A 26,415-nucleotide genomic window follows, 5' to 3' on the forward strand; every position below is an offset into this window, starting at 1 on the left:
TCAGCTCACCGCAACCTTGTGCCCGTTGGAGGAGGCGCCCGCGGCGGCGTCGCGGTACTGCCGCAGTTCCTGCCGCGCGATGGCGCGCTTGTGGACCTCGTCGGGACCGTCGGCCAGGCGCAAGGTGCGCAGGTGCGCCCAGGCCATGGCGAGGGGGAAGTCGTCGGTGACGCCCGCGCCGCCGTGCACCTGGATGGCCCGGTCCACGATCTTCAGCGCGATGTTCGGCGCCGCCACCTTGATCGCCGCGATCTCCGTCCGCGCCTCCTTGTTCCCCACCGTGTCCATCAGATACGCCGCCTTCAGCGTCAGCAGGCGGATCATCTCGATGTCGATGCGCGCCTCCGCGATCCAATCCTGGATGTTCGCGTTCTCACTGACCGGTTTCCCGAACGTCACCCGCGACGAGGCCCGGCGGCACATCAATTCGAGTGCCCGCTCCGCCATTCCGATCGCCCGCATGCAGTGGTGGATCCGGCCCGGACCCAGCCGGGCCTGGGAAATCGCGAATCCCTCGCCCTCACCCTTCAGCACGTCCGTCACCGGCACCCGCACATCGGCGAAATCGATCTCTGCGTGCCCCTCGCGGTCCTGGTACCCGAACACCGGCAGCCCCCGCATCACCGTCACACCGGGCGCATCGATCGGCACCACCATCATCGACTGCTGCCGGTGCGGCGCCGCCGACGGATCCGTCTTGCCCATCACGATCAGCACCCTGCAGTTGCGGTGCAACGCGTTCGACGCGAACCACTTGCGGCCGTTCAGCACGTACTCGTCGCCGTCACGCACCATCGACAACTCCACGTTCGTGGCGTCCGAACTCGCCACCGCGGGCTCGGTCATCGCGAACGCCGACGCCATCGTCCCGTCGAGAAGCGGCTTCAGGTACTTCTCCTTGTGCTCGGCCGTGCCGAACAGTTCCAGCACCTCCATGTTGCCCGTGTCCGGCGCGTTGCAGTTGCACGCCTCCGACGCAATGTGGCTGCGCCCCATGATCTCCGCCAACGGCGCGTACTCGAGGTTGGTCAACCCGGCGCCCGTGCCCGGGTGCGGATGGAACAGATTCCACAACCCCCGGCGCCGCGCCTCCGCCTTCAGCTCCTCCAGGACCGGCGGCTGGAAATGCGGATCCCCCGACTCGCGCATCTGCTCCTCGTACACCGCCTCCGCCGGATACACGTGCGAATCCATGAACCCCCGCAGATCGACCTGCAACTGCTGGGCGCGTTCGGAAATGTCAAACAGGGACATGAGAACTCCTGACGGGTAGTGAGGGAAACACGGGTGTGCGCTTGTCGAGGTGACTCTGGACGCCCTCGACGAGATCGGCCCCGCGGAACGCCTGCAACATCAGGCCTTCCGCTCGCGCCACGGAGTCGGCGTACGTGCCGTCCGCGTCGTTCTGCAATTGGGTCTTGATGACGGCCATCGACGTCGGCGAGCAGTGCGCCGCCAGGTCCGCGGCATAGGCGACCGCGGCGTCGACGACCGCACCGTCCGGCACGAGGTGGTCGACGAGTCCGATGCGCAGCGCCTCCTCGGCGTCCACCATGCGGCTCGACAGCAGCAGGTCGGTGGCCCGGCTGCGTCCGACGAGCCGGGGCAGCAGCCAGGAGATGCCGTATTCGGCGATCAGGCCGCGCTTGGCGAACGCGGTCGTGAACCGAGCCGATGCCGACGCGAACCGGACGTCGCAGTAGAGGGCCTCCACCATCCCGAGACCGGCCGCGACCCCGTTGATCGCCCCGACGAGCGGTTTCCTCAGCGTCGCGGGAAGGTCGCGGGGGCGTGGGCGGAGGAGGTCCGCGTCGGACACGTCACCGACGGTCTGCAGGCGGCCGAGGTCGGCGCCGGCGCAGAACCCGCGCCCGGCGCCGGTCACGACGATCGCGCGTACGTCCGGGTCGTCCTCGGCGTCGACGAGCAGCGAGAAGTAGCGGTCCTCGAGGTCGTCGGTCCAGGCGTTCAGCTTGCCGGGCCGGTTGAACGTCAGCACCAGGACCGGTCCGCGCCGCTCGGCGAGGACCAGGTCTGCGGGCTCGCCGGTCACGCGTGCTCCAGCAGCGCACTCTGGTAGCGGCGCATCCCGCGCAGCCAGCGGTCGTAGTCGGACCCCTTCTGCCGGTACATGGTGAGGACGCTCTCGTGGGGCAGGATCAGGAACGTCTCCCGGTCCACGGCGTCGAGGACGATGTCGGCGACCTGCCCGGGCTGCAGCACCTCCCCCGCCGAGACGACGGCCTTCGTGGCAGCGACGCCGAGGGGATCGCCCGAGTTCTCGCCGGAGCGCATCAACTTCGTCTCGACTCCCATCGGGCAGAGGCAGCTGACGCGAACCCCGTCGTCCCCGTAGGTGACCGACAGCCATTCGGCGAACGAGACGGCCGCGTGTTTGGTGACCGCGTAGGTCGCCGAGCCGATCTGGGTGAGGAGGCCGGCCGCGGAGGCGGTCGACACGAAATAGCCCTCGCCGCGAGCGATCCACTTCGGCACGAGCTGCTGGGCGGCGCGGATGTGGGCGCGGACGTTGACGTCGAACGCGACGTCCCAGTCGGCGTCGCCGGCGTCGAGGCCGGGCGCTCCCGCGATGCCGGCGTTGGCGAAGTAGAGATCGACCGGCCCGAACTGGGTCTCCGCGCGGTCGATGATGCGCCGGATCTGATCGGCGTCCGCGACGTCGCCACCTTCGGCGACGGCGGATCCCGGGTGGCGGGCGTTGATGCCGTCCGCGACGGCGACGGCTGCGTCCGGGTCGAGATCGGCGACCAGCACCTTGGCGCCCTGCGCGGCGAGACGGTCCGCGATCGCCCCGCCGATTCCGCCTCCACCGCCGGTCACGATGGCGACCTTCTGTGCAACCTTCACGAGGTGTCCTCTCCTTCGCCGTGCGTTGTGACTCGCGTCTCTCTTTTGTATAGTTGAATCCGTCGTCAAGTTCAAGTGTCTGGGGTCGGCAACACACGACTTCCGATACAGCCAACGTGACACATCCAGGCCCTGCACCACCCGGAATCGAGGGAGACAGATGACCGACACCACCGCACTGCCCGTTCGCCCCGCGAGCTTCGACGAGCTCACGGCGCTGATCGGCAAGGAGCTGGGCCCCACCGACTGGCACGACGTCACCCAGGAACGCGTCAACGCCTTCGCGGACGCCACCGGCGACCACCAGTGGATCCACATCGATCCCGAGCGCGCCGCCGCAAGCCCGCTCGGCGGCACCATCGCGCACGGCCTCTACAGCCTGTCCCTCGGACCGGCCCTGTCGGCGACCCTGCTGCGCTTCGACGGCTTCGCGCACAGCCTGAACTACGGCTACAACAAGGTCCGTTTCCCCGCGCCGGTGCCGGTGGGTTCGCGCATCCGGATGCGTGCCACCATCCAATCCGCGGAACAGGTCGGGGGCGGCATCCAGGTGACCATGTCCCAGGTCGTCGAGCGCGAGGGCTCCGACAAACCGGTGGTCGTGTCCGAGTCCGTCGCCCGCGTCGTCGAGGCCGGCTAGCAGCCGTGAGCACTTGTGAACCGCTTGCGGTTGACAATTACTCACGGGCGAATGTGCTCGACCCGGTGTCCCGCCACGCCGACGCCACTCCCGGCAACATCGCGCTGCGAGGTGCGGACAGCACCCTGACCTACGGACAGTTGCGGGCCGCGAGCACCCGATACGCCGGAGCGATCGTGGAAGCGGGCCTGTCCCCCGGCGACCGAATCCTGCTGGCCGCACCCTCGGTGCCCGAGTTCGTGGTCGCGTACCTCGGCATTCAGGCGGCGGGGTGCGTCGTGGTGCCGGTGAACACGATGTCGACCCGGCCCGAGAGCGCGTACGTCCTCACCGATGCCGGCGCCGCACTCGCCATCGTGTGGCACGAACTCGGGCCCGCGATCGCCGACGCGGCCGCCGCACTGGACATCCCGGTCTGGACGCTCACCCCCGACAGTGCGTCGCCGGACACCGAGCCGGTTCCCGTCGCCGAGCGGGACCGCGACGACACCGCCGCCATCCTCTACACGTCCGGCACCACCGGGCGGCCGAAGGGCGCGGAGCTGACGGTGGGGAACCTGCTGTCCGGCGGCGAGATCGGCGCCGAATGCAGTCGCGGTTCGAGCGACGATCGGACGGGCACCGGACTTCCGCTGTTCCACGTGTTCGGCCAGGCGTCGGTCATGATGGCGACGTTCACCGGCGGTGGGTCGCTGACGCTGCTGGCCCGATTCGATCCGGCGGCGATGCTCGCCCTGCTCCGCCGCGACCGCCTGACGATCATGGCCGGTGTACCGACGATGTGGAACGCCATGCTGCATGCCGCGGACGGCACCGACTCGCCGGACTTCACGCAACTGCGCATCGCCATCTCCGGGGGCGCATCACTTCCGGGTGAAGTGGCCCGCGAATTCGAGTCCCGCTTCGGATGCACCATCCTCGAGGGCTACGGGCTCACCGAGACCACCGCGTTCGGCACGTTCAACGACATCGATCGCGGCGGGAAGATCGGCTACACGGGTCGCGCGGTGCCCCGGCTTGCGGTCGAGGTGCGGGACCACGACGGGCTCGCCTGCCCGCCCGGGACCGTCGGCGAGGTGTACGTGAAGGGTGCGACGGTGATGAAGGGCTATTGGAACCGGCCGTCCGACACCGCCGCCGTCCTGGGCCCGGACGGCTGGCTGCGCACCGGGGACCTGGGCGAGATCGATGCGGACGGGGATCTGCGCATCGTCGACCGGGTGAAGGATCTCATCATCCGGGGCGGCTACAACGTGTACCCGAGTGAGATCGAGGAGGTCCTGTACACGCACCCAGACATCCTCGAGGCCGCCGTCGTGGGCGTCCCCGACGATCACTACGGCGAGGAGGTGGCCGCGGTCGTGGCCACCGTCCCCGGTTCCGGGCTGGACGGCGACCAGCTGACCGGCTGGGCCCGGGAACGACTGTCCGCATACAAGATTCCCCGGATCGTCTCGATCGTCGACTCCCTCCCGAAGGGGTCGACCGGCAAGATCCTCAAACGGTCGATCGACAGAACCGCACTGAGAAAAGACGCACTGACCGCAGAAGTACCCGAAAGGTGAACACCGTGACAACCGTGAACAGGCAGATCCGACTGGCGAAGCGTCCGGTCGGCCGTCCCGACGACTCCACGTGGGAGATCACGTCGGAACCGATACCCGAACCCTCGGACGGCGAATTCACCGTCAAGGTGGACTACGTGTCTCTCGACCCGGCGATGCGCGGGTGGCTCGACGACGTGAAGTCGTACGTGCCGCCGGTCGCGATCGGCGAGGTGATGCGCACCCACGCCGTCGGCCGGGTGGTGGCGTCGAAGAACGCGAAGTTCCCCGAGGGCCAACTCGTGTCCGGACAGTTCGGCGTGCAGGAGTACGCGCTCTCCGACGGCCGCGGCGCGCTCGCCGTCGACGAGTCGCTCGCCCCGGCGCCGACATGGCTCGGCGCGCTCGGATTCCCCGGCATGACCGCCTATTTCGGTCTCACCGACGTCGGCAGGCTGCAGAAGGGCGACACCGTGCTCATCTCGGGCGCGGCGGGAGCGGTCGGGAGCATCGCCGGGCAGATCGCCAAGCTGAAGGGCGCCACGGTGATCGGCGTCGCCGGTGGCCCCGAGAAGTGCGCGTGGCTGACCGAGGAACTGGGCTTCGACGCGGCGATCGACTACAAGTCCGAATCGGTCGGCAAGGCGCTGCGCGCCGCCGCACCGGACGGGATCGACATCTACTTCGACAACGTCGGCGGCGAGATCCTCGACGCCGCACTGGCCCGGCTCCGCAAGAACGCCCGGGTCGCGTTGTGCGGCGCGATCTCCGGATACAACGCCACCGACCCGCAGCCCGGGCCGTCCCGGTACCTGTCGCTGCTGGTCAACCGTGCGTCGATGACGGGGTTCATCGTGTTCGACTACCTCGACCGGTTCCCCGAGGGCATGGAAGCGATGGCGGAGTGGATCCGCGCCGGAGAGATCGTGACCCGCGAGCAGGTCGAGACCGGGGGCGTCGAGGCGTTCGGCCGCACCCTCAACCTGCTGTTCGACGGCGCCAACACCGGCAAGCTCGTGCTCAAGATCAGCTGAGCACGAGGTGACGACGATGCCCACCGCCGAGATCCGGCGGTGGGCATCGTCCACGCCCCCGCTACCGTCGCGCCCTCATACGCGGTCCGGGATGCGCAGCCCGTTCGTCCACATCCGCGCGAGCCCGGCGGTCAGTTCGTCGAACGAGAGCGATCGCCGCTCGCTGGGAGGTCCGACGAAATAGCCGTACGCCATCCTCCCGACCATGGCGGACAACGCCTTCGACGTCAGCATCGGGTCGAGCGACGCGTCGGCGAGACCGCGGTCCTGCAGATCGGCGATCGCCCGCGCGTTGCGCAGGTAGAACGTCTCGTCCCGCGAGCGCTCCAGTTCACGAAACGCAGGGTCGACGTGCGCGACCTGCTCGAGCAGGGCCAGCAGACGCGCATTCCGGCGGCACGCGTGCAGGTATGCCCGGATACTTGCCTCGACGACCGCGTGGACGTCGTCCTCGTCCTCGACCCGCCCCATCCCGGGATGCAGGAGGTCGTTCTGCGTCACCTCCACGACCGCCGCGAACACTTCCTCCTTGCCGGCGAAGTAGGTGTAGAAGGAACCGGTCGAGAGTCCGGCCTCCTTGCTGATGTCGACGAGGCGGGCGTCGAGGTACCCCTCACGCTCGAACACCACCCGGGCCGCGGCGACGAGGCGATCGCGGGTGCGGACGCCCCGGGCCGTGACCGGTGGTGTGGGTGCGGTTCGCGGGCGCGACATGTCAGTACGGGTCCACGTTCTCGAAGTACCGGCGGGGCACGTCGACGAGCATCTCGGTGATCATCTTCTCGGTGACGCCTCGCTCGTGGACGTAGGGCAGCACGTCGTTCTCGATGTGCAGGTAGTGCCACTGCGGCAGGGTCGCCATCAGGTTCGGGTCGATCCAGTCGATGTAGCAGGACGCGTCCTGCGACAGGACCATCTGCCCCGCGAAGCCGCGCCGGCACATCTCCACGAGCGTGTCGGCGCGCGCTTCGAACCTGGTCTCGAGGTTGATCCCGAACCGGTCCATCCCCAGAATGAAACCGGCCTCGGCGAGGCTGGTCAGGTGGTCGACGTCGGTGCTGTCTCCGCTGTGCCCGAGCACGATCCGGTCGGGCCGCACGCCCTCCTCGTCGCACATCACGCGTTGGACGTGCAGACCGGCCTCGCTGCCGGGGTGGGTGTGCACGGTGATCGGCACTCCGGTGCGCCGATGCGCCTTCGCGACGGCCCGCATCACCCGCTCGACACCCGGTGTCGGCCCCTGGTGGTCGATCGCGCACTTGAGCAGGCCGGCGCGCACCCCGGTGTCGGCGATCCCCTCTTCGATGTCCTTGACGAACATGTCCACCATCGGGTCGGGCACCTCGGCCCCCACCATCGCGTCCAGCGCGGGACCGCGGTAATGGAAGAAGAACGGCACGTCGTCGTAGGTGTACAGCCCTGTCGCCGCAACGATGTTCAACTCGGGAAGCTGTTCGGCCACCCGCTGGATGCGCGGAATGTACCGGCCGAGGCCGACGACTGTGGGGTCGACGATGGTCCGGACCCCCTGCTCCGCCAGCGCACGCAGCTTGGTGACGGCGTCGGCGACCCGCTCGTCCTCGCTCCCCCACTCGTCCGGGTAGTTCTGCTGCACGTCGGGTGTCACCACGAACACGTGCTCGTGCATGTACGTGCGTCCGAGTTCGGCGCTGTCGATCGGTCCGCGGACCGTGTTGACCTGACTCATGCAGATTCGCCTCTCCGGGTGTGACCGTCGTCATACCCCCGGGCTCAGCGTAGAACTAACTTGAACCTGACGTCAACATTTACTGTAGCGAGTCACCCACCGCCGGCCGCCGCCTGGATCGGCGCCATGTCGAAGTAGTCGCGCCACGTGGTGATCTTGCCGTCGGTGATCTCGAAGACGCCGACGACGGGCAGTTCGACGACGATGCCGTTCAGCGTGAACACGTCGATCCGCTCGTTCATCACCACCCCGCTCGACTCCTCGGCGTTGGGGCTCTGACCGCCGTCGGTGACCTGCCGGTGCACCCGGAAGTCGATGCCGCCGAAGGCCACGATGAAGCCGGCGATGAACTCGCGGATCGCGTCGCGCCCGATGACGGGTTCCATCGGAATGTTGTGGTAAACGGCGTCGTCCGCGAAGTATTCGGCGATCTTCGCCGGATCGGGCTCGATCCACTCGGCACAGAATTGGGTAACCAGCTGGTCCGGGGTCATCGGTCCTCCCTCTCGATCGCGAACGGTTCGATGATGGCCATGACGGACTGGATCGCCCCGGCCGGGATGTCGAAATGCTCCGTGATCCGGACCGACGTCACCTCGGTGGGTGTGGCCCCGAGGTCGAGCACGAAGCGGGCCACCACGTTGTCGCCCCATTCGTGGAAGGAGAGGTCGCGCACGGCCTGGATGGCCTGGTACTGCAGTCCGTTCTCGAGTTCGTCCCGGATGAACGCTCCCGATTCGCCCGTGTGCTGCCCGTTCTCCACCCGCCACGCGTTGTCCGCGAGACGCACCTTGGTGGCGTCGTGACTGACCAGTGCGTCGATGTAGGCCCTGGCCATCGCGACACGTCCGGTGTCGGCCGTGTCGGTGGCGTGTTTCGCGATCGCCGCGAGCAGGGGCGCGGCCAGTTCCGGCCGGCAGATCAGCAGGTCGGGGAGGTAGGGGTGGGATTCGTTGTAGTCCAACGGGGTTCCGTCGATCCTCGAACAGTGCAGGCCCGCGGCCACGGCGACGCCGACGGGGGCCGCGGAGTCCCATTCCCACTGCCCGCCCGCGTGGATGTAGGCGTCGACGTCTCCGCGGAGCACTGCCATCGCCTTCGCGCCCGCCGAGCCCATGGTGGTGACCTCGGCACCGATGTCCGTCGCGACGGCGTCGACGAACGCAGGCGGTCTGCTGGCCGACACCACGATCCGCGGGCGGGCAGGCAGCTGTTCGGCATGGACCGCGTGGCTGTCGTCGTCGCTGGCGTACACGGCGCCCAGTGCCGGTTGCGCGACCGCGGCCGCCGTGATGCCGCGACCGCGTTCCCACAGCGCGACGTGCACCGCCCAGTCCGAGTGCCCGGGCAGTCCGTACTCCTTGGAACCGTCGAGCGGGTCGATGATCCACACCCGTGACCGCTCCAGCCGGGACCGGTCGTCGGCCGACTCCTCGGAGAGGATCGCGTCTTCGGGTCGCTCCGCGGCGAGTTTGCCGAGGATGAACGCATCGGCGGCGATGTCGCCGCGCCTGCCGAGTTCACGCCCGTCGGCCGATCCCAGTCCCGCGGTGCGGATGTCCAGCAGCAGGGCGCCGGCACCGGAGGCGATGTCGGCCGCGAGTCGTGCGTCAGTGATCACGTGTCAACAATTCCATAATTCTCGCGGCTTGTTCGGTCGGCGTGCCGTCCTCGGGCCGCAGCACGAGTTCGGCGTTCTCGGGGGCCTCATACGGGTCGTCGACCCCGGTGAATCCCGTGATCTCCCCGGCGCGGGCCTTCGCGTACATGCCCTTGGGATCACGTGCCTCGCACTGGTCGACCGGCGTGTCGACGAACACCTCGACGAAGTCGAGCCCGGCAGCCCGATGCTGTTCCCGGACCCGGTCCCGGTCCTCGCGGTACGGGCTGATCAGCGATGCGATCGCGACCACCCCGGAGTCGGCGAGCAGTTGCGCGACGGCGCCGACGCGGCGCACGTTCTCGGCGCGGTCCTGCGCACTGAACCCGAGGTCGGCGTTGAGACCGTGCCGCAGGTTGTCGCCGTCGAGTCGGTAGGCGGGCACCCCGGACGCGACCAGGCGGCGCTCGAGTTCCACCGCCACGGTCGACTTTCCCGACGCCGACAGTCCGGTCAGCCACACGGTGCGACCGCGCGTCGCCCGCTCGTCCCGCGACACGGCCGCGGCGTGCCACACCACCTTCGACCGCGACAGCGTCGGCCCGGTGATCATGCCGGCGGCGACCGTGTTGTGGGTCGACTCGTCGACGAGGATGAAACTGCCCGTCACGTGGTTGCGGCGGTACGGGTCGAACATCAGCGGCTGCGACGTTCTCAGCTGGACGCGGCCGATCTCGTTGAGCGACAGCGACTGTGCGGACTCGTCGCGGTGCAGGGTGTTCACGTCCAGCCGGTAGTCGAGCCGCGCGATCGACGCCCTGGTGGCGCGGGTGGTGTGCAGCAGCGTGTACCGGGCATCCGGTGTCAGCGCGGACTGTTCGCTGAACCAGCAGACCATCGCGTCGAGTTCCTGCCCGACGAGCGGACGGTTGTTGGGACGGCACAGCACGTCCCCGCGGCTCACGTCCAGTTGGTCGGCGAGTTGCACGCACACCGCCGACGGTGCGAACGCCTCGTCGAGGCGGGTTCCGCCGGGACCCCAGATGGCGGTGACGGTGGAGGTGAATCCCGACGGCAGTGCCACCACCTCGTCGCCCGGCTTGAACACCCCACTGGCGACCGTCCCCGCGTACCCGCGGAAATCGTGCAACACCGAATCGGTCTGGCGTTGCGGCCGGACCACGTACTGCACCGGGAACCGTGCGTCGATCAGGTTGCGGTCGGACGCCACGTGCACCTGCTCGAGGTAGTGCAGCAGCGACGCCCCCTCGTACCAGGGCATGTTGGCGGTGCGTTGCGCGATGTTGTCGCCGCGCAGTGCCGACACCGGGATGAACGTGAGGTCGTGGACCTCGAGTTTGATCGCGAACTGCCGGAATTCCTCCTTGATCTCCTCGAACCGTTCCTCGGACCACCCGACGAGATCCATCTTGTTGACGCACAGCACGAGGTGCGGAATTCCGAGGAGGCTGGCGATGAAGGCGTGCCGACGTGTCTGCTCCAGGATCCCCTTGCGGGCGTCGACGAGGATCAGGGCCAGGTCGGCCGTCGACGCGCCGGTCACCATGTTCCGCGTGTACTGCTCGTGCCCCGGTGTGTCGGCGATGATGAACTTGCGGTGCGGTGTGGCGAAATAGCGGTGCGCGACGTCGATGGTGATGCCCTGCTCGCGTTCGGCGCGCAGGCCGTCGGTGAGCAGGGCCAGGTTGGCGTGTTCGTCGCCCCGTTCGCGGCTGGTGCGTTCGACCGCCTCGAGTTGGTCCTCGAAGATCGCCTTGGAGTCGTACAGCAGCCTGCCGATGAGGGTGGACTTGCCGTCGTCGACGCTGCCCGCGGTCGCGACCCGGAGTAACTGCGGCATCAGAAGTACCCTTCCTTCTTGCGATCTTCCATGCCCGCCTCGGAGATCCGGTCGTCCGCCCTGGTGGCCCCGCGCTCGGTCACCCTGCTCGCGGCGACCTCGGTGACGACGGCCTCGGGGCTGGTCGCCGACGATTCGACGCAGCCCGTGCACGTGGCGTCGCCGACGGTCCGGAATCGGACGAGGGCCTCGTACGGCTCGTCACCGGGAAGAAGGGTGAGGAACCGGGTGTGCGCCAACAGCATTCCGTCGCGGGGCACGACCTCCCTGCGGTGCGCGTAGTACAGCGGCGGCAGTGCGATCTTCTCCTCGCTGATGTACTGCCAGATGTCGAGTTCGGTCCAGTTGGACAGCGGGAACACCCGGATGTGCTCCCCTTTGCGGTGCCTGCCGTTGTACAGGCTCCACAGTTCCGGACGCTGCGCGCGCGGATCCCACTGCCCGAACTCGTCCCGGAAGCTGAAGACCCGCTCCTTCGCGCGGGCCTTCTCCTCGTCTCGGCGGGCGCCGCCGAAGATGGCGTCGAACCCGTTGTCGCGGATGCCGCGCAGCAGGGCTGTGGTCTGGAGCCGGTTGCGGCTGGCCCGCGGCCCCGGCTCCTCGCTGACCCGGCCTGCATCGATGTCGTCCTGCACGCGCGACACCACCATCCGCAGGTCGAGGCGGTCGACGGTCCGGTCCCGGAACTCGATGACCTCGTCGAAGTTGTGGCCGGTGTCGACGTGCATGACGGCGAACGGAAGCGGCGCCGGCCAGAACGCCTTGGCGGCCACGTGGAGCATCACCACCGAGTCCTTGCCGCCGGAAAACAACAGCACCGGACGCTCGAACGTCGCGGCCACTTCTCGGAAGATGTGCACGGCTTCGGCTTCGAGCGCGCCGAGGTGGGACAACTCGTACACGGGCGGTGCGGTCATGGGCGACTCCTCGTCGCGAGTGCCTTACCGGTCACTGGTTCATATTTGGACCAGCCCGGTCGAAAATGAATGCACCTCCGAGAATAGAACGTGTTTCAGATCTTGGTCAATGCCCCGGCCGTCGGTCACCTGGGCCGGCGGCCACCCACCTCCGTCGTGATCGCGTCCGCCGCCGCCGCGAGGGCCTTGCCCCGTCGCGCGATGTCGGACGGCGCGAGTTCGGCCCCCACATAGAGGGTGAGGACCATGGCCTGGTGCCCCTCGGCGTCGTACGTCGGCGCCGCGATGAGGCTGACGGGGTGGGGCGAAGCGGGGTCTGCATGTTCGGCGTCCAGATACACCCGCTCCCCCAGACTGGACACCATCTCGCCGAGCACGTCGCGCAACTCCGGCGGCAGATCGTGCGCAGCGACGCCCGCCATGAGCGTGTGCAGGCGCTGCCCGACCGGAGTGAGCGTCTCGACGAGGTATCCGGTGCGGGAGCACTCCTCGACCACCGTGCGTAACCGGTCCCGGTCGAGGCGCACCGGCAGCGTCGGCTCCCGCCGCAGCCATGACTGCAGCGCGTCGTCGCCGTCCCACAGCACGTACATCAACCCGACGGGCGGCGCGAACGGGTACATCTCCCCCACCTTGGCGGCCGCCCGCATCCCCGGCGGACTGGTCAGTTCGAGGACGGCGATGCGGTCGCCGACCACTGCCGACGCCGTGCACGTGGTCCGGAACTCGTCACTGAGCACGGCGAGATGCCTGCGCGCCACGGGCCCGGCCGCGAACCCCTGCTGGGCCGCGCGGCCCGCCGCGATGAGCGCGGGTCCGAGGCCGTACGTCTTCGTCGCCGGATCCCGGACGAGGTAGCCGCCGCGGGCCAGTTCGGTGAGGATCCCCAGGCACGTCGGCTTGCTGATGTCGAGTTGCCGGGCCAACTCGGACAGCCCGAATCGGTGTTCCTTGCGGGCCACCAGGAAGTCGAGCACCTGCACCACCCGTTCGGTCGGCGGCGACCGCCGGCCCTGCGCCCGGTCGGGCATCTCGTTGTCGCGCCCCATTGACCACTCCTTAGAACACGTTCTATTGTCGGTTCATCAATGTTCTACCACGCAGGTACATATTTGTACCACCCCCTTGTGAGGAGCACGGTGTGCTGACCGACCCATTCGCCGACGCCATGGCCGAGGCCGAGAAACTGATCGAGAGCGCCCCCCACATCCGCACCGAACAGGATCTGCTGGAGGGCTACCAGTACCTCGCAGGCGGAATCCTCGCCACGACGCACGCGGCCTGGGCCACCGAACGGTCGCACCCGACGTTCATCTCGGGCACCGGCCCGTACATGAAGATGGGCCTCGACAACCCGGACACCCTCTACTTCGGCGCGCGGATCGACGACGACGTCGAATACGTGGTGACGGGGCGACGCGGCACCACCGCGGACCTGAGTTTCCAGGTGCTGAGCGGAAACTACACGGCCGCACACGTTCCCGGCAGCGTCACCGCATTCGACGACCGCGAGATCGACATCGCGCCCGACGGCTCGTTCGAGGTGCGGTTCGGCCCCGGCGACAGCGCGGGCAGGCGCAACTACTTCACCCTCGCGCCGGGTTCGTCGCAGCTGGTGGTCCGGGAGGTGTACAGCGACTGGAGTCAGCGGCGCGGCACCATTCGCATCGCCAGGGCGGATGCGGTCGGTACCGCCCCGGGCCCGCTCACCCGCGAAACCGTGGAGAAGCGGTACGCGCGCGCGGGCAAGGCCCTCGTCGCGCGGGTGAAGACGTGGCTGCAGTTCCCGGAGTGGTTCTACCTGAACCTGCCGGTGAACACGATGACCGAACCGCGGCTCACTCCGGGCGGCCTCGCCACCCAGTACTCGTCCGTCGGGCACTACGAACTCGCCGAGGACGAGGCCGTCGTCATCACCGTCCCGAAGGCCGACGTGCCCTACCAGGGCTTTCAGCTCGGCAGCATGTGGTACATCTCCCTCGACTACGTCAACCACCAGACGTCACTGAACGTCGCGCAGTCGCAGGTGGATCCCGACGACCACATCCGGCTCGTCGTGTGCGAACGCAATCCCGGCGTCGCCAACTGGATCGCCACCGTCGGGCACCTCCGCGGCTACCTGCAATTCCGCTGGCAGCGCGTCTCCCGCGAACTCACCCCGGACGACGGTCCCCGGATCGAGGTCGTGAAATTCGACGAGATCCATCGAACACTGCCGTACTACGACTCCAACAAGATCTCGCCCGAGGACTTCGCCGCACGCATCGCCGCACGCCAGGCCGCGGTGGCCGACCGGATGCTGGGATGACCGCCATGACTACTCCACAACTCCTGCAGGACAAGGTCGTCGTCATCTCCGGCGTCGGACCGGCCCTGGGCCGCACCCTCGCCGTCCGCTGCGCTACCGCAGGCGCCGACGTGGTGCTGGCCGCCCGGACCGCGTCGCGCCTCGACGAGGTGGCCAAGGAGATCGTCGCGGCCGGCCGGCGCGCGGTGACCGTCCCGACCGACATCACCGACCAGGCCTCGGCCGAGAACCTGGTGTCCGCGGCCGTCGACGCGTACGGCAAGGTCGACGTGCTGATCAACAACGCGTTCTCGGTTCCGTCGATGAAACCGCTGGCCCGCACCGAGTTCGACCACATCCGCAGCAGTTTCGAGCTGACCGTGCTCGGGGCATTGCGGCTGACCCAGCTGTTCACTCCGGCACTCGCCGAGGCGAACGGCGCGGTGGTGAACATCAACTCGATGGTGCTCCGGCACTCCCAGGAGCGGTACGGCAGCTACAAGATGGCCAAATCCGCCCTGCTCGCGACGTCGCAGTCGCTCGCCACGGAACTGGGACCGCAGGGTATCCGCGTCAATTCCGTTGCTCCCGGCTATATCTGGGGAGACACGTTGAAACAGTATTTCACGCACCAGGCCGAGAAGTACGGGACGACCGTCGAGCAGATCTACGAGCACACCGCCGCGAACACCGATCTGAAGCGGCTCCCCACGACCGAGGAGGTCGCCGACGCCGTGATCTTCCTGGCCTCCCCGTTGGCGAGCGCCGTCACCGGGCAGTGCCTCGACGTCAACTGCGGCGAATTCCACCACTAGCGAACAGAACCGGAGCATCATGAGCGAGCGCACCACGGTCGGCACCGTCGAAGACCTGCACGCCTCGGCCACCCGGCTGACCGGTCTCACCGACTTCGGTGTGGACGACTACACCGAAGCCCTCGACGTCCTGCTGGATTCGTATCACACCGACGAGCGGCTGACACCGCTCGGCAGCAAGGTGTCCCGGGTGTTCCTCCGCGGCGCCCTGGTGGCCCGGCTGCTGAGCGAGGCGGCGTGGAAACAGAACCCCGAGCACGCGGACGTGCGGATCGAGCGGCCCATCTTCGTGACCGGTCTTCCCCGCACAGGCACGACCGCGCTGCACCGGCTGCTCACCGCGGACCCATCGCATCAGGGCCTGGAGATGTGGCTGACCGAGATGCCGCAACCCCGGCCGCCGCGCGAGACCTGGGAATCGAATCCGGTGTTCCAGAAGATCGAGGAGGGCTTCAGCCGTCACCACATCGAACGCCCCGAATTCATGGGTGTGCACTACATGTCCGCGAGCGAGGTCGAGGAGTGCTGGCAACTGCTGCGGCAGACGTTCAAGTCGATCTCCTACGAGTGCCTGGCGTCTCTGCCGACGTACTCCCGCTGGCTCGCGGGCCAGGACTGGACCAACGCGTATCAGCGGCACAAGAAGAACCTGCAGCTGATCGGGCTTCCCGACCGGGATCGCCGGTGGGTGCTCAAGAACCCCAGCCACCTGTTCGCGCTCGACGAACTGCTCGCGGTCTACCCGGACGCGCTGATCGTCCAGACCCACCGGCCGCCGCGCACGATCGTCCCGTCGGTGTGCAGCCTGGCGGAACAGGCGACCGACGGGTGGTCCGAGAAGTTCCGCGGCAGCGTCATCGGGGAGAGCCAGCTCGAGCTGTGGGCGCGGGGACTCGAACAGTTCACCGCATCCCGCGCCCGGCACGACCCCGCCCAGTTCGTCGACGTCGACTACCGGGACTTCGTGGCCGATCCGCTCGGCACGGTCGAAGGGGTCTACACGCACTTCGGACTCGATCTCGGCTCGTCCGCCCAGTCGGCGATGGAGGCGATGCACGCCGAGAGCCGCAGCGGCGACCGCCGTCCCTCGCACAAGTACACACTCGAGGAGTTCGGGCTGACGGCCGAGCAGGTGGACGAGCGATTCGCCGACTACCAGTTCAGCGCTACCAGCTGACCGGATAGTCGAGGATCGACGACGCCGCACGCGCCGCGATCAGCGGCCTGGGCGACAGCGGCAGGTGGACGACCGGGGGCGGCGGCGGTTCGTAGCCGGGCTCGGGCTCGGGTCGGGGATCCGATTCGGGTTCCGGCTCCGGCTCCGGCTCCGGTGACCACGTCGTACCGCTGTCGAGGTCGAGGGCGTCGAGCAGCGGTATCAACTCGGCGGCGATCCGGTCGCCCACCTCGGTGAATGCCGACTCGGCCAGACCCACCGGGTCGCTGATGTTCGGCTCGTCGACCGTCCCGTAGTCGCGGCGGGCGACGGCGAGTTCGGCGACGGTGCGGGCCCCCGTTTCGGCGGCGATCCTGCGTGCTTCCCGCAGGGTGAACGTGCAGTGGCTCGTCCCGAGGAGCAGTTCCATCGAACGGTCCCGGATCTGCTCGGTCATCGCGAGGACGAGGTCGGCGCGTTTGATCATCTCAGGCCGCAGGCGGCGCGCCCGGAAGCCGTCGGCGCTGGCGCCGAGGCCCTCGACGACGCGGGCGGCGACGGGTTCGATCGGAAAGCCCACGAGGGCACGGACGCCGGCGCTCTCCGCGGTCAGGTGCGGCAGATCGCGGGCCAGTGCGTACGCGTGTGTCAGCCGCTCTGCGATCGGCGAGCGGCAGACGTTCCCGCTACAGACGAACAGAACGTGCATGAGGGAACCCTAACCAGCGACTTCGCCCACATGCGAGCCCGATTCCACTGTCCGAGCGGTCTGTTCTTACAGTTCACCCACCGGTGGTGGGTCGTTCATCTGCTGGACTCCTCACGGTCACGTCGATTCGCGAACACCCGGCTCCCCGTCGTCTGCCCACAGCAGACAATTGCCGGTCCGGCACTGGCGCGGCGGTAGTAATGAAGACATGACCACAGCCGCACTACCCGACCTGAACTACCGCGACCTGTTGGCGGACAGATTGTTTCGCCAGCGCACGATCCTCCTCACCGGTGAGGTGGACGACGCCATGGCCGAACGCGCCTGCTCCGAACTGGTGCTGCTCGCGGCCGCCGACCCCAAACGCGACATCGTGCTCTACATCAATTCGCCGGGCGGTTCCGTCTTCGCAGGCCTGGCCATCTACGACACGATGAAACTCGTCCCCAACGACGTGGTGACCGTGGCCATGGGTTTCGCCGCCAGCATGGGGCAGGTGCTGCTGTGCTCGGGGACTCACGGCAAGCGGATCAGCCTGGCGCACAGCCGCATCATGATGCACCAGCCCTCGGCGGGCATCGGCGGCACAGCCGTCGACATCGCCATCCAGGCCGAGAGCCTCGAACGGATGAAACGACAGTCGCAGGAGATCCTCGCCGCGGAGACGGGGCATCCGGTCGAGCAGATCGCCGAGGACAGCGACCGGGATCGGTGGTTCACCGCGGACGAGGCCCGCGACTACGGCATCGTCGACCGCGTCGTGTCCTCGTTCGCGGAGATCGCCCCGCACACCACCGCCCCGAGAATTGGATTGTGAAGCCATGTCCCAGTACACCATTCCCCACGTCATCGAACGCACCCCGGCAGGCGAGCGGTCGTTCGACATCTTCAGCCGGCTGCTGAACGAGCGGATCGTCTTCCTGGGCACTGAGATCGACGACGGCGTCGCCAATGTCGTGATGGCACAGCTGCTCCATCTGCAGGCGGACAGTTCCGATCAGGAAATCGGTCTGTACATCAACTCCCCCGGCGGCTCCACGACCGCGATGCTCGCCATCTACGACACGATGCAGTTCCTGCGCCCGACCATCGCCACCTACTGCATGGGGCAGGCCGCCTCCGCCGCGGCGGTGCTCCTGGCGGCGGGAACCAAGGGACACCGGCACGTCCTGGCGCATTCCCGGGTGCTGCTGCACCAGCCGTCGACGCAGGGCAACGGCACGATCTCCGACCTGGCGCTGCAGGCCGCCGAGATCATGCGGGTCCGCTCGCAGACCGAGGCGATTCTGAGCAAACACACCGGGCAGACCGTCGAACGCCTACGCCGGGACACCGACCGGGACCGCATCTTCACAGCTCAGGACGCCATCGACTACGGGCTGGCCGACACGCTCGTCACGGAGTGACGGCTAGGCGGCGAGCAGGGTCGGCACCTGCCGGTTCGGGGTCGCGGTCGCGGAGTTCCGGTTGGCCGCGCCGAGCCGGCGCCCGGACCGGAACAGCAGGTGTTCGACCGGGAGACCGAGGGCGCCGCACACTGCACGCAGCATTTCGGAGGACGGCTCCTTCTTCCCGCGTTCGATTTCGGAGAGGTACTGCTTGGACATCCCGACGGCGGCGGCGACGTCCTCGAGACTCCGGTCCTGGTCCCGGCGCGCCTCGCGGAGCACCCGCCCGTAGAGCTCGCGCACCAGCGGCTCCTCCCGCGAACGCTCGGGGGCGGCCGTGACCAGCGTCAGTCTGCGCTGAGCTTCCATACCTCCGGAGTCTTCCAGACGACGCACCCGGACGCCGCGGCGTTCACCGACAGCGGACAGCCGATCAGTACCGCCCGACGGCGAGCGCGACGTTGTGCCCGCCGAAACCGATCGAATTGCTCAGCGCGTAGTCGATGCGCTGACGGCGCGGCGATCCGGCGACGACGTCCAGGTCGACGGCGGGGTCCTGGTTGTCGAGGTTGAGGGTCGGTGGAACGATCTGTTCGCGCACCGTCAGGACGGTGAGAATCGCCTCGAGGGCTCCGACCGCTCCGATGGAGTGCCCGAGCGCCGATTTCGGGGCGTATACCGACGCCTGTCCGGCGACGGCGGCGATCGCGGCGGCCTCGGACGCGTCGCCGACGGACGTCGAGGTGGCGTGGGCGTTGACGTGATCCACGTCCGCACCGCTCAGTCCGGCGGTGTCGAGCGCCTTCCGCATGGCGCGCGCAATTCCGGCGCCCTGCGGGTCGGGGGCGACGATATGGTAAGCGTCCGAGGTGATTCCGGCGCCCAGGATTCTGCCGTGGATGTCCGCGCCGCGACACCGGGCGTGCTCCTCGGATTCGAGCACGAGCACCGCGCCGGCCTCACCGAACACGAAGCCGTCCCGGTCGCGGTCGAACGGCCGCGACGCCCGCTCGGGCTCGTCGTTGCGGGTACTCATCGCACGCATCATCGCGAAGCTCGCGATGGGCACCGCATCGATCTGCCCCTCGACCCCGCCGGCCACCACCACGTCGGCCTCGCCGGTGGCGATCAGCCGCCAGGCGTGCGCGATGGCCTCGGAACCGGACGAACACGCGGACACGGGCGCGAACACACCCGCCTTCGCCCCGATCTCCAGACCAACGGTGGCGGCGGGACCGTTCGGCATGACCATGGGCACGCACATCGGCGACACCTTGCGGTACCCGTTCGCGCGCATCGCGTCGACGGCCCCGACGAGTGCGTCCCCGCCGCCGAGTCCGGTGCCGATCGCAACGGCGAGCCGCTCGCCGTCGACCGACGGTGAGCCCGCGTTCGCCCAGGCCCGCCGACCGAGGACCAGCGCGCTCTGCTCGACGAAGGACAGCCGGCGCTGCTCTACCCGCGTCAGGTGCTCGGCCGGGTGCGCCGTGAGCTTTCCGCCGATCCGGACGGGGAGGCCGTACTCGTCGACGAACGACGCCTCGAGCACACCGATGCCGGTCCGGTTGCGCAACAGCCCCTCCCAGGTGCCGTCGATGTCGTCGGCTATCGAGGTGGCGGCGGCGAACGCCGTGACCACCACCGGACGTGCGGCGCTCCGAATTCCTGAAGCGATCGTTACAGTCATGCTTCCATGAATACCTGTAGCGTCCGTTACAGTCAAACGCATGGCCCGCCCCCTCGACCATGCCAAGCGCACAAAGCTTCTCGCCGACGTCGTCGGCTACATCGCCGAACACGGACTCGCGGACCTGTCGCTCCGGCCACTCGCCGCGGAGCTGGGCACGAGTTCACGCATGCTCATCTACTACTTCGGCACCAAGGAGGAACTGCTGGTCCAGGCGCTGGCGACGCAGCATCCCGGCTTCTCGTCGCTGTTCTCCGGAATCTCGGACCGGGACGGGCTGCGTGCCGGCCTCGAGGAGCTGTGGACATCGACCACGCGAGGCGAGTCCTCGGTCAGCACGAAGATCCTGTTGCAGGTGATGGGGGTGGCGAGCGTACAGCGCGGCCCGTTTGCTGATTTCGCCACCTCGGCCATTCACACGCTGATCGACGCCGTCGCCGACGCGATGGTCCGATGCGGGATCTCCACTCGCCATTCTCGCGACAGTGCGACGGTCGCGGTGTCCGGGCTACGGGGAATCCTTCTCGACCGCTTGGTCACCGGCGACGCGGCGCGGACGGATCGATCGGCGTCACGACTGATCGAGCAGGTGGTTGCCGAGTAGTTCGTCGACGCGTTCGGCGGCCTCGTCCGGGATCCAGTGGCTCACGCCGCGGAGCACCTCGAACGTGTACGGGGCGTCGACGAATCGGGCGGTCAACCCCGGGCCGACCGGGCCGATCGCGGTGTCGCCGTCGCTCCATACGAAAAGTGTGGGCACCCGGACCTTCCGGGACGCCGATCGGGGCGAGATGAACGGCATCGCGCGATACCAGTTCAGGGCGCCCCGGGCGCGCGTCCGGTCGCGCATGGGCCCGAGGTCGCGCTTCGCGTCGTCCGGCGACTGGCCGCTGGCGAGCAGGGCCCGGTAGCCCAAGCCGTCCGGGGTGAGCACCCGCTCCGGGATCCAGGGCAACTGGAACGCGAACATGTACCAGGACTTCAGGATCTGACGGCTGGTGAGCATCGCCCGCACGAACGCCGCCGGGTGCGGCACCGACAGCGCCGTGAGCGTGCGGACCCGGTCCGGGCGTTCGGCTGCGACGCCCCAGGCCACCGCCGCGCCCCAATCGTGTCCGATCACGTGCGCCGGGCCGAGGCCAGCCCGGTCGATGAGCGCGACGACGTCCGCGATCAGTTCCGTGCTGCGGTACGCCCGGCGGGCGCGAGGCCTGGCACCGGGCGAATAGCCGCGCTGGTCCGGGGCGAGGGTGCGGAAACCGCGCTGGTGCAGCAGCGGCGCCAGCGCGTCCCACGACCGCGAGTCCTGCGGAAACCCGTGCAACAGCAACACCGGTGCGCCGTCGATCGGGCCCTCGTCGCGGACGTCGAACACCAGTCCGTCGCGGGTGAACGTGCCGATCCGCTCCGTGCGACTCATCCGACGATCGTCTCGCGCTCGCTGCGGTCTGCGGCCGACTCTCCGGCGCGGAGGAAGCGTCCCGTCTTGGAGACCCCGAATCCGCCGGTGAATTCGCCGTCGCGGTAGACGAGCCTGCCGTTGATCACCGTCGCGACCGCGGCGCCGTCGCTGCGGTTCACCATCCGCCGCAACCCGCCGTATTCGGGGACCTCCGCCTCGAACAATCCGTCCACCGTGGCGTCGAGACCCGCCGGGTCGACGACGACCAGATCGGCGCGGTCACCTTCGCGGAGGTGACCGGCGTCGATGCCGTACCAGTCGGCCAGCTCGCCTGTCAGCCGGTGAACCGCCCGCTCGACGGTCAGGAACGGCTTGCGGTCGGACTGCGCGTCCTTGACCTTCTTCAGCAGCCGGATCGGGTAGTTGTAGAACGCCATGTTGCGCAGGTGGGCACCGGCGTCGCCGAATCCCATCTGCACCCCGGAACTCGCGGCGAGTTTCTTCGCGAACCTGGGGCGATGGTTGGCGATGGTGGTCCGCCACCGCAGGTCGGTGCCGTACTCGACGACGAGATCGAGGTACGCGTCGACCGGGTGCACACCGCGGAGGTCGCCGACGGCGCCGAATGTCTTGCCGATCAGCGTCTCGTCGGGGCACCCGACGATCACCGCGTCGTAGAAGTTCCGGTGCCAGATGCGGGGGCTGAACTTGTTGTCGTAGTCCTTGCGGAACCGGCGTCGGTAGGACTCGTCCTGCAGCAGGGCGTTTCGCTCCACCTGGTCCTCGAGGTGCAGCGCCGCCGCGCCGGCGCCGAACTCTTCGAACACCACGAGGTCGATCCCATCCGCGTAGACGGTGAACGGCACCGGCAGGTGCTGCCACTTGAAATCGGTCTTGGCGAAGCGGTTCAGCAGGGGCGCCGCGGCGAGCATGAAGTAGACGATCGGCGGATACGCCTTCGAGTCCGCGGCCGACAGCAGCGACGTCTTGAGGGGCTTGCGCCGCCCGAGGCCCGAACTCTCCGCGAAGAATCCGGCGATGTTCGGATGCAGGTTGATTGTCGGTGCGCTCTGCAGGATCTTGCCGCGCTCGCGCAGGATGCGATTGAGGAAGCGGAACTCCTTCCACCGCGCGTACGTGGACGGCAATGAGCGCGAACGGTATTCGTCGCCGTCGATCTTGTCGAGTGCGTTCGTCATCGAGGAGAGGCCGAGGAAGCCGGCATCGACGGCGTCGGTGAGCATCGCACCCATCTGCTCGAGTTCGCGAGCAGTCGGCTCGATCCGCTTGTCGGTGCCGCGGCCGAGACCGAGGACGTGGGTGCGGATGTCGGAGTGCCCGATGAACCCGGCGACGTTGGGGCCGAGCGGCAACGACTCGAGTGCCTCGACGTACTCCGCCGGGCTCTGCCAGATCTTGTTTTCCTCCAGGATCCCGAGCACGGAGTCGTGCGGCACGGCCTCGACCCTGCTGAACAGGTCGGCGCACTCGCGCGGCGTCGAATACACGGTGGAGAGGGAGCAGTTTCCGAGGACGACGGTGGTTACGCCGTGTCGTACCGACTCCGGCAGTCCGGGGCTGACGAGCACTTCCGCGTCGTAGTGGGTGTGCACGTCGACGAACCCGGGAAGCACCCACTTGCCTGCGGCGTCGATGACCTCGGTGTCCGGTCCGATGGACAGCGGACGAGTCGATGCCCGGACCACGACGCCGTCGCGGATGCCGAGATTGCGTCGCAACGGCGCGGATCCGGTTCCGTCGAACCACAGCCCACCATTGACGACCACATCGAAATCCGGCATTGTTGCACTCCTCACACTCGGTATGTGTTACCCGAGGTTACGTATGCGGTTGAGTAAAAGTCAATGGACGGCTCGAGCGATCCTCAATAGAGTGCAGGGGTGGCCGCCGCACCCCGCTCTCCCGAAGATCGGCGCGCGCAGATCCTCGACGTCGCCGTCCGACTCCTCGAGACGGTGCCGTTCGACGACCTGTCGATCGACCAGGTGGCGGCCGAGGCAGGCGTCTCCGCGCCACTGCTGTTCCACTACTTCAAGAACAAGCAGGGCTTTCGCAACGCCGTCCTCGAAGCTTCGGCCTCCGAACTGCAGCGGCGGATGACACCCGATGCGACGCTCCCGGTGTGCGGGCAACTCCGGGCGGGCGTCGAAACGTTTGCAGACGCGGTGATCCAGCACCCCACCATCTACCTCGCGGTCATGCGGATGTTCGGTAGCGGCGACGAGAGGATGCGGCAGATATACCGCGGCATGCGGCGAACGTTCACCCGGTGGATCGGCGCGTCGCTGGCCGAGTTCGGCGTGCCGACGACGCCCGCGCTCGAGGCCGCGATCTCGGGCTGGCAGGCGTTCATGGAGGAGATCGTGCTGTCCTGGCTCGACGAGCCGACCATGGAACGCACCGAGATGATCGACCTCTGTGAACGCGCCTTCTATCACCTGCTTCCCGCAGCAGGTGTCGACGTCGACGCACTCGACTCGACACGCTGAACCGGAGGGGTCCGGGTTCACAGGAACCTTCCAGCCGCCTCCCAGCCGGGTGACGCCCCCGCGCGAGAACGTTGTCGGGACAGCAACTCGCGAAGGGACCACCTGATGACTGCCGTTCTCACTCCGGCTCCGCCACGGAGAACAGGACCGCCCGGCCACCGCGCCGAGTCGGACTCGTGGATCCGCCGACGCGGTTCCGCACTCGCCCTCACCGCACTCCTCGCCGCCACCGCGGCGCTGTACCTGTGGGATCTCACCTCCAGCGGCTACGCCAACAGCTTCTACGCCGCGGCCGCGCAGGCCGGTTCGCAGAGCTGGAAGGCGTGGTTCTTCGGCTCACTCGACACCTCGAATTTCATCACGGTCGACAAACCGCCCGCGTCGCTGTGGGTGATGGGACTGTCCGGGCGGATCTTCGGGTTCTCCAGCGCCAGCCTCCTCGTCCCCCAGGCCCTGATGGGGGTCGGTTCGGTCGCCCTCGTCTACGCGGCCGTCACCCGCGTCACGAACAGGGGCGCCGGGCTGATCGCCGGCGCCGTCCTGGCCGCAACTCCCGCGGCTGCCTTGATGTTTCGCTTCGACAACCCCGACGCGCTGCTGGTGCTCCTGATGACCGCGGCCGGATACTTCGTGGTCCGCGCGATCGAGACGGAGACCGGCCGGCGCGCCGCGATGTGGATCGCCCTCACCGGGGTCGCGCTCGGCTTCGCGTTCCTCACCAAGATGTTGCAGGGCCTGATGGTGCTGCCCGCGTTCGGTCTGGCGTATCTGGTTGCCGGGCATGCCCGATTGCGGGTTCGGCTGCTGCACCTGGCCGGGGGCGTCGCCGCCGTCGTCGCCGCGGCCGGATGGTGGGTTCTCGCCGTGTGGCTGTGGCCCGCGGACTCGCGCCCGTACATCGGTGGTTCCACCGACAACAGCGTCATGGATCTGGTGCTCGGCTACAACGGACTCGGCCGGATCTTCGGAAACACCGGCGGTGGCGGCGGAGGAATGTCCGGCGGCAGTGCGGGATCGAGCTTCGGTGGGAGCACCGGGCTGGATCGCCTGTTCGGCAGCGAGATGGGCATCGAGATCTCGTGGCTGATCCCGGCGGCACTGGTCGCCCTGGTCTTCGGGTTGCTCGCCCGCGGACGCGCTCCGCGGACGGACCGCGTGCGAGCCTCCCTGATCGTGTGGGGCGGATGGTTCCTCGTCACGGGACTGATCTTCAGCTACATGTCCGGCACCATCCACCCCTACTACACGGTGGCGCTCGCCCCCGCGATCGCCGGGATGATCGGCACCGGCGGGTACGCCCTGTGGCAGAAGCGCGACAGCATTCTCGGACGGTCCGGCCTCGCCTTCATGATGGTGGCCGCAGGTGCGTGGAGCTGGGTCCTGTTGCACCGCAACACCGAGTGGATGCCCGCCCTGAAGTGGGTCCTGCTCGCCGGCACCGTTCTCGGCGCCGCCCTGATCGCGCTCGGCGACGGGAACCGCGTCCGGAAACTCGCCGTCACCGGCCTGCTGCTGGGCTCGCTCGCCGGAATCGGAGGCTCCGCGGCCTACGCGATCGCCACCGCGGCCACCGCACACAACGGATCGATCCCCACGGCCGGCCCGTCCGGGGCTGTCACCGATACCGGAATGGGAGGCGGCGGCGGCCGGGCACCCGGCGGTGACATGGCCGGCGGCCAGGCACCCGGCGGTGACATGGCCGGCGGCCAGACGCCCGGCGGTGGCATGGGCGGCGGTGGCATGGGTGGCAGCGAGGGTGGGACGAGTTCCGAGCTCACGACGTTGCTCGCCGAGGCAGGCACCACGTGGTCTGCCGCGACCAACGGTTCGCAGAGCGCGGCCACGTACGAACTGGCCGCCGACACCGCGGTGATGGCGATCGGCGGATGGAGTTCCGACCCCACGCCGACGCTCGACCAGTTCATCTCCTACGTCGAGAACGGCCAGGTGCACTACTACATCTCAGGTGGTGGCGGCGGTGGTCGCGGCGGCGACAGCACGTCCGGCGCGATCCAGGAGTGGGTGGCCGCGAACTTCACCGCCGTCACGGTGGGCGGCACGACCGTGTACGACCTCACCGGATAGGTCACCGGTAGGCACGCGGAGAACCGGCAGGTGCATCACCTGCCGGTTCTCACCCGAGCGAGTGACGGGATTCGAACCCGTGTGAACGGCTTTGCAGGCCGGTACCTCAACCACTCAGTCACACCCGCATCGATGACCACTGTGCCCGGCCGACGCCCCCGGCGCGAGAGTTGTGCTCACGGTGATTCTGAACCGACACGCCGG

Annotated in this window: 26 protein-coding genes and 1 tRNA gene; 11 read left to right on the plus strand and 16 right to left on the minus strand. The window is 68.4% G+C overall.

The annotated features are described in order from the left end of the window. From I1A62_RS14170 to I1A62_RS14180, 3 genes are read right to left on the minus strand one after another with little or no spacing between them, the layout of a single operon-like run. Positions 1–1,254 carry an acyl-CoA dehydrogenase family protein gene (locus I1A62_RS14170; RefSeq protein WP_219458939.1) on the minus strand — a complete coding sequence of 418 codons (1,254 nt, stop codon included), beginning with the start codon at positions 1,252–1,254 and terminating at the stop codon, positions 1–3. After that, positions 1,241–2,053, minus strand: coding sequence for an enoyl-CoA hydratase-related protein (locus I1A62_RS14175; RefSeq protein WP_124395798.1), 813 nt, complete (start codon positions 2,051–2,053; stop codon positions 1,241–1,243). The genes I1A62_RS14170 and I1A62_RS14175 overlap by 14 nt, the downstream gene beginning before the upstream one ends. After that, on the minus strand, positions 2,050–2,868 hold the full coding sequence (locus tag I1A62_RS14180; protein ID WP_124395797.1) for an SDR family oxidoreductase: 819 nt from the start codon (positions 2,866–2,868) through the stop codon (positions 2,050–2,052). Before I1A62_RS14180 ends, I1A62_RS14175 begins: the two co-directional genes overlap by 4 nt. A gap of 160 nt (positions 2,869–3,028) precedes the next feature. On the opposite strand from I1A62_RS14180, the gene I1A62_RS14185 reads away from it, so the two are divergent. From I1A62_RS14185 to I1A62_RS14195, 3 genes are all read left to right on the plus strand, one after another. Then, positions 3,029–3,508, plus strand: coding sequence for a MaoC family dehydratase (locus tag I1A62_RS14185; protein WP_087558304.1), 480 nt, complete (start codon positions 3,029–3,031; stop codon positions 3,506–3,508). A 65-nt stretch (positions 3,509–3,573) separates the two neighbouring features. Beyond that, positions 3,574–5,073, plus strand: a complete 1,500-nt coding sequence (locus I1A62_RS14190; RefSeq protein WP_225858478.1) for an AMP-binding protein — start codon at positions 3,574–3,576, stop codon at positions 5,071–5,073. 5 nt (positions 5,074–5,078) lie between these two features. After that, positions 5,079–6,086 carry an NADP-dependent oxidoreductase gene (locus I1A62_RS14195; protein WP_124395795.1) on the plus strand — a complete coding sequence of 336 codons (1,008 nt, stop codon included), beginning with the start codon at positions 5,079–5,081 and terminating at the stop codon, positions 6,084–6,086. Positions 6,087–6,161: 75 nt separating this feature from the next. Here I1A62_RS14195 and I1A62_RS14200 read toward each other — a convergent pair whose 3' ends face one another. The 7 genes from I1A62_RS14200 to I1A62_RS14230 form a co-directional block, all read right to left on the minus strand. Then, complete coding sequence (locus I1A62_RS14200; protein WP_219458940.1) at positions 6,162–6,800, minus strand: TetR/AcrR family transcriptional regulator; 639 nt, start codon at positions 6,798–6,800, stop codon at positions 6,162–6,164. 1 nt (position 6,801) lies between these two features. Next, positions 6,802–7,794, minus strand: a complete 993-nt coding sequence (locus I1A62_RS14205; RefSeq protein WP_219458941.1) for a phosphotriesterase — start codon at positions 7,792–7,794, stop codon at positions 6,802–6,804. Positions 7,795–7,886: 92 nt separating this feature from the next. Next, a complete protein-coding gene (locus I1A62_RS14210) occupies positions 7,887–8,288 on the minus strand; it encodes a limonene-1,2-epoxide hydrolase family protein (protein WP_206010522.1) in 402 nt (133 codons plus the stop codon). After that, positions 8,285–9,415 (minus strand): 3'(2'),5'-bisphosphate nucleotidase CysQ, encoded by a 1,131-nt coding sequence (locus I1A62_RS14215; protein WP_219458942.1) that lies wholly within the window; start codon positions 9,413–9,415, stop codon positions 8,285–8,287. Before I1A62_RS14215 ends, I1A62_RS14210 begins: the two co-directional genes overlap by 4 nt. After that, entirely contained in the window at positions 9,405–11,255 is a 1,851-nt protein-coding gene (gene cysC / locus I1A62_RS14220) for an adenylyl-sulfate kinase (RefSeq protein WP_124395790.1), read from the minus strand. Before cysC ends, I1A62_RS14215 begins: the two co-directional genes overlap by 11 nt. Continuing rightward, positions 11,255–12,172, minus strand: coding sequence for a sulfate adenylyltransferase subunit CysD (gene cysD / locus I1A62_RS14225; protein WP_219458943.1), 918 nt, complete (start codon positions 12,170–12,172; stop codon positions 11,255–11,257). The genes cysC and cysD overlap by 1 nt, the downstream gene beginning before the upstream one ends. Positions 12,173–12,297: 125 nt before the next feature. Beyond that, positions 12,298–13,221, minus strand: a complete 924-nt coding sequence (locus tag I1A62_RS14230) for a helix-turn-helix domain-containing protein (RefSeq protein WP_219458944.1) — start codon at positions 13,219–13,221, stop codon at positions 12,298–12,300. Positions 13,222–13,313: 92 nt separating this feature from the next. Between I1A62_RS14230 and I1A62_RS14235 the strand changes: the two genes are divergently transcribed. From I1A62_RS14235 to I1A62_RS14245, 3 genes are read left to right on the plus strand one after another with little or no spacing between them, the layout of a single operon-like run. Then, positions 13,314–14,480, plus strand: coding sequence for a hypothetical protein (locus tag I1A62_RS14235; RefSeq protein WP_219458945.1), 1,167 nt, complete (start codon positions 13,314–13,316; stop codon positions 14,478–14,480). Next, positions 14,477–15,274: an SDR family oxidoreductase gene (locus I1A62_RS14240; protein WP_124395786.1), complete on the plus strand. Its 798-nt coding sequence runs from the start codon at positions 14,477–14,479 to the stop codon at positions 15,272–15,274. Before I1A62_RS14235 ends, I1A62_RS14240 begins: the two co-directional genes overlap by 4 nt. 19 nt (positions 15,275–15,293) lie before the next feature. Next, a complete protein-coding gene (locus I1A62_RS14245) occupies positions 15,294–16,451 on the plus strand; it encodes a sulfotransferase (RefSeq protein WP_219458946.1) in 1,158 nt (385 codons plus the stop codon). Here the strand turns inward: I1A62_RS14245 and I1A62_RS14250 are convergent. Continuing rightward, positions 16,441–17,139: a low molecular weight phosphatase family protein gene (locus I1A62_RS14250; RefSeq protein ID WP_219458947.1), complete on the minus strand. Its 699-nt coding sequence runs from the start codon at positions 17,137–17,139 to the stop codon at positions 16,441–16,443. The two genes, I1A62_RS14245 and I1A62_RS14250, sit on opposite strands and share 11 nt — an antisense overlap. A gap of 208 nt (positions 17,140–17,347) precedes the next feature. On the opposite strand from I1A62_RS14250, the gene I1A62_RS14255 reads away from it, so the two are divergent. Beyond that, positions 17,348–17,956 carry a ClpP family protease gene (locus I1A62_RS14255; protein ID WP_005568279.1) on the plus strand — a complete coding sequence of 203 codons (609 nt, stop codon included), beginning with the start codon at positions 17,348–17,350 and terminating at the stop codon, positions 17,954–17,956. A gap of 4 nt (positions 17,957–17,960) precedes the next feature. Further along, positions 17,961–18,545 (plus strand): ATP-dependent Clp protease proteolytic subunit, encoded by a 585-nt coding sequence (locus tag I1A62_RS14260; RefSeq protein ID WP_124395783.1) that lies wholly within the window; start codon positions 17,961–17,963, stop codon positions 18,543–18,545. Between the two features lie 3 nt (positions 18,546–18,548). Here I1A62_RS14260 and I1A62_RS14265 read toward each other — a convergent pair whose 3' ends face one another. Together I1A62_RS14265 and I1A62_RS14270 are read right to left on the minus strand one after the other, a co-directional pair. Then, the gene (locus I1A62_RS14265; protein ID WP_219458948.1) at positions 18,549–18,896 is read right to left on the minus strand and encodes a helix-turn-helix domain-containing protein; all 348 of its coding nucleotides are present in this window, start codon (positions 18,894–18,896) and stop codon (positions 18,549–18,551) included. A 64-nt stretch (positions 18,897–18,960) separates the two neighbouring features. Further along, complete coding sequence (locus tag I1A62_RS14270; protein ID WP_219458949.1) at positions 18,961–20,214, minus strand: KasA/KasB family beta-ketoacyl-ACP synthase; 1,254 nt, start codon at positions 20,212–20,214, stop codon at positions 18,961–18,963. A gap of 40 nt (positions 20,215–20,254) precedes the next feature. Between I1A62_RS14270 and I1A62_RS14275 the strand changes: the two genes are divergently transcribed. Then, entirely contained in the window at positions 20,255–20,818 is a 564-nt protein-coding gene (locus I1A62_RS14275; RefSeq protein WP_219458950.1) for a TetR/AcrR family transcriptional regulator, read from the plus strand. Here the strand turns inward: I1A62_RS14275 and I1A62_RS14280 are convergent. Both I1A62_RS14280 and I1A62_RS14285 read right to left on the minus strand, forming a co-directional pair. After that, positions 20,786–21,634 carry an alpha/beta fold hydrolase gene (locus tag I1A62_RS14280; protein ID WP_219458951.1) on the minus strand — a complete coding sequence of 283 codons (849 nt, stop codon included), beginning with the start codon at positions 21,632–21,634 and terminating at the stop codon, positions 20,786–20,788. The two genes, I1A62_RS14275 and I1A62_RS14280, sit on opposite strands and share 33 nt — an antisense overlap. Next, the gene (locus tag I1A62_RS14285) at positions 21,631–23,418 is read right to left on the minus strand and encodes an amidohydrolase family protein (protein ID WP_219458952.1); all 1,788 of its coding nucleotides are present in this window, start codon (positions 23,416–23,418) and stop codon (positions 21,631–21,633) included. The genes I1A62_RS14280 and I1A62_RS14285 overlap by 4 nt, the downstream gene beginning before the upstream one ends. Before the next feature lie 99 nt (positions 23,419–23,517). Here I1A62_RS14285 and I1A62_RS14290 point away from each other — a divergent pair, with 99 nt between their 5' ends. Next, a complete protein-coding gene (locus tag I1A62_RS14290) occupies positions 23,518–24,126 on the plus strand; it encodes a TetR/AcrR family transcriptional regulator (RefSeq protein WP_219458953.1) in 609 nt (202 codons plus the stop codon). A gap of 105 nt (positions 24,127–24,231) precedes the next feature. Continuing rightward, positions 24,232–26,211 (plus strand): glycosyltransferase family 39 protein, encoded by a 1,980-nt coding sequence (locus tag I1A62_RS14295; RefSeq protein ID WP_219458954.1) that lies wholly within the window; start codon positions 24,232–24,234, stop codon positions 26,209–26,211. Positions 26,212–26,267: 56 nt separating this feature from the next. Here I1A62_RS14295 and I1A62_RS14300 read toward each other — a convergent pair. Then, positions 26,268–26,339 (minus strand) — tRNA-Cys (locus tag I1A62_RS14300). Positions 26,340–26,415: the final 76 nt, after the last annotated feature.

The organism is Rhodococcus sp. USK10, from assembly GCF_019378875.1.
Lineage (GTDB): Bacteria > Actinomycetota > Actinomycetes > Mycobacteriales > Mycobacteriaceae > Rhodococcus_F > Rhodococcus_F pseudokoreensis.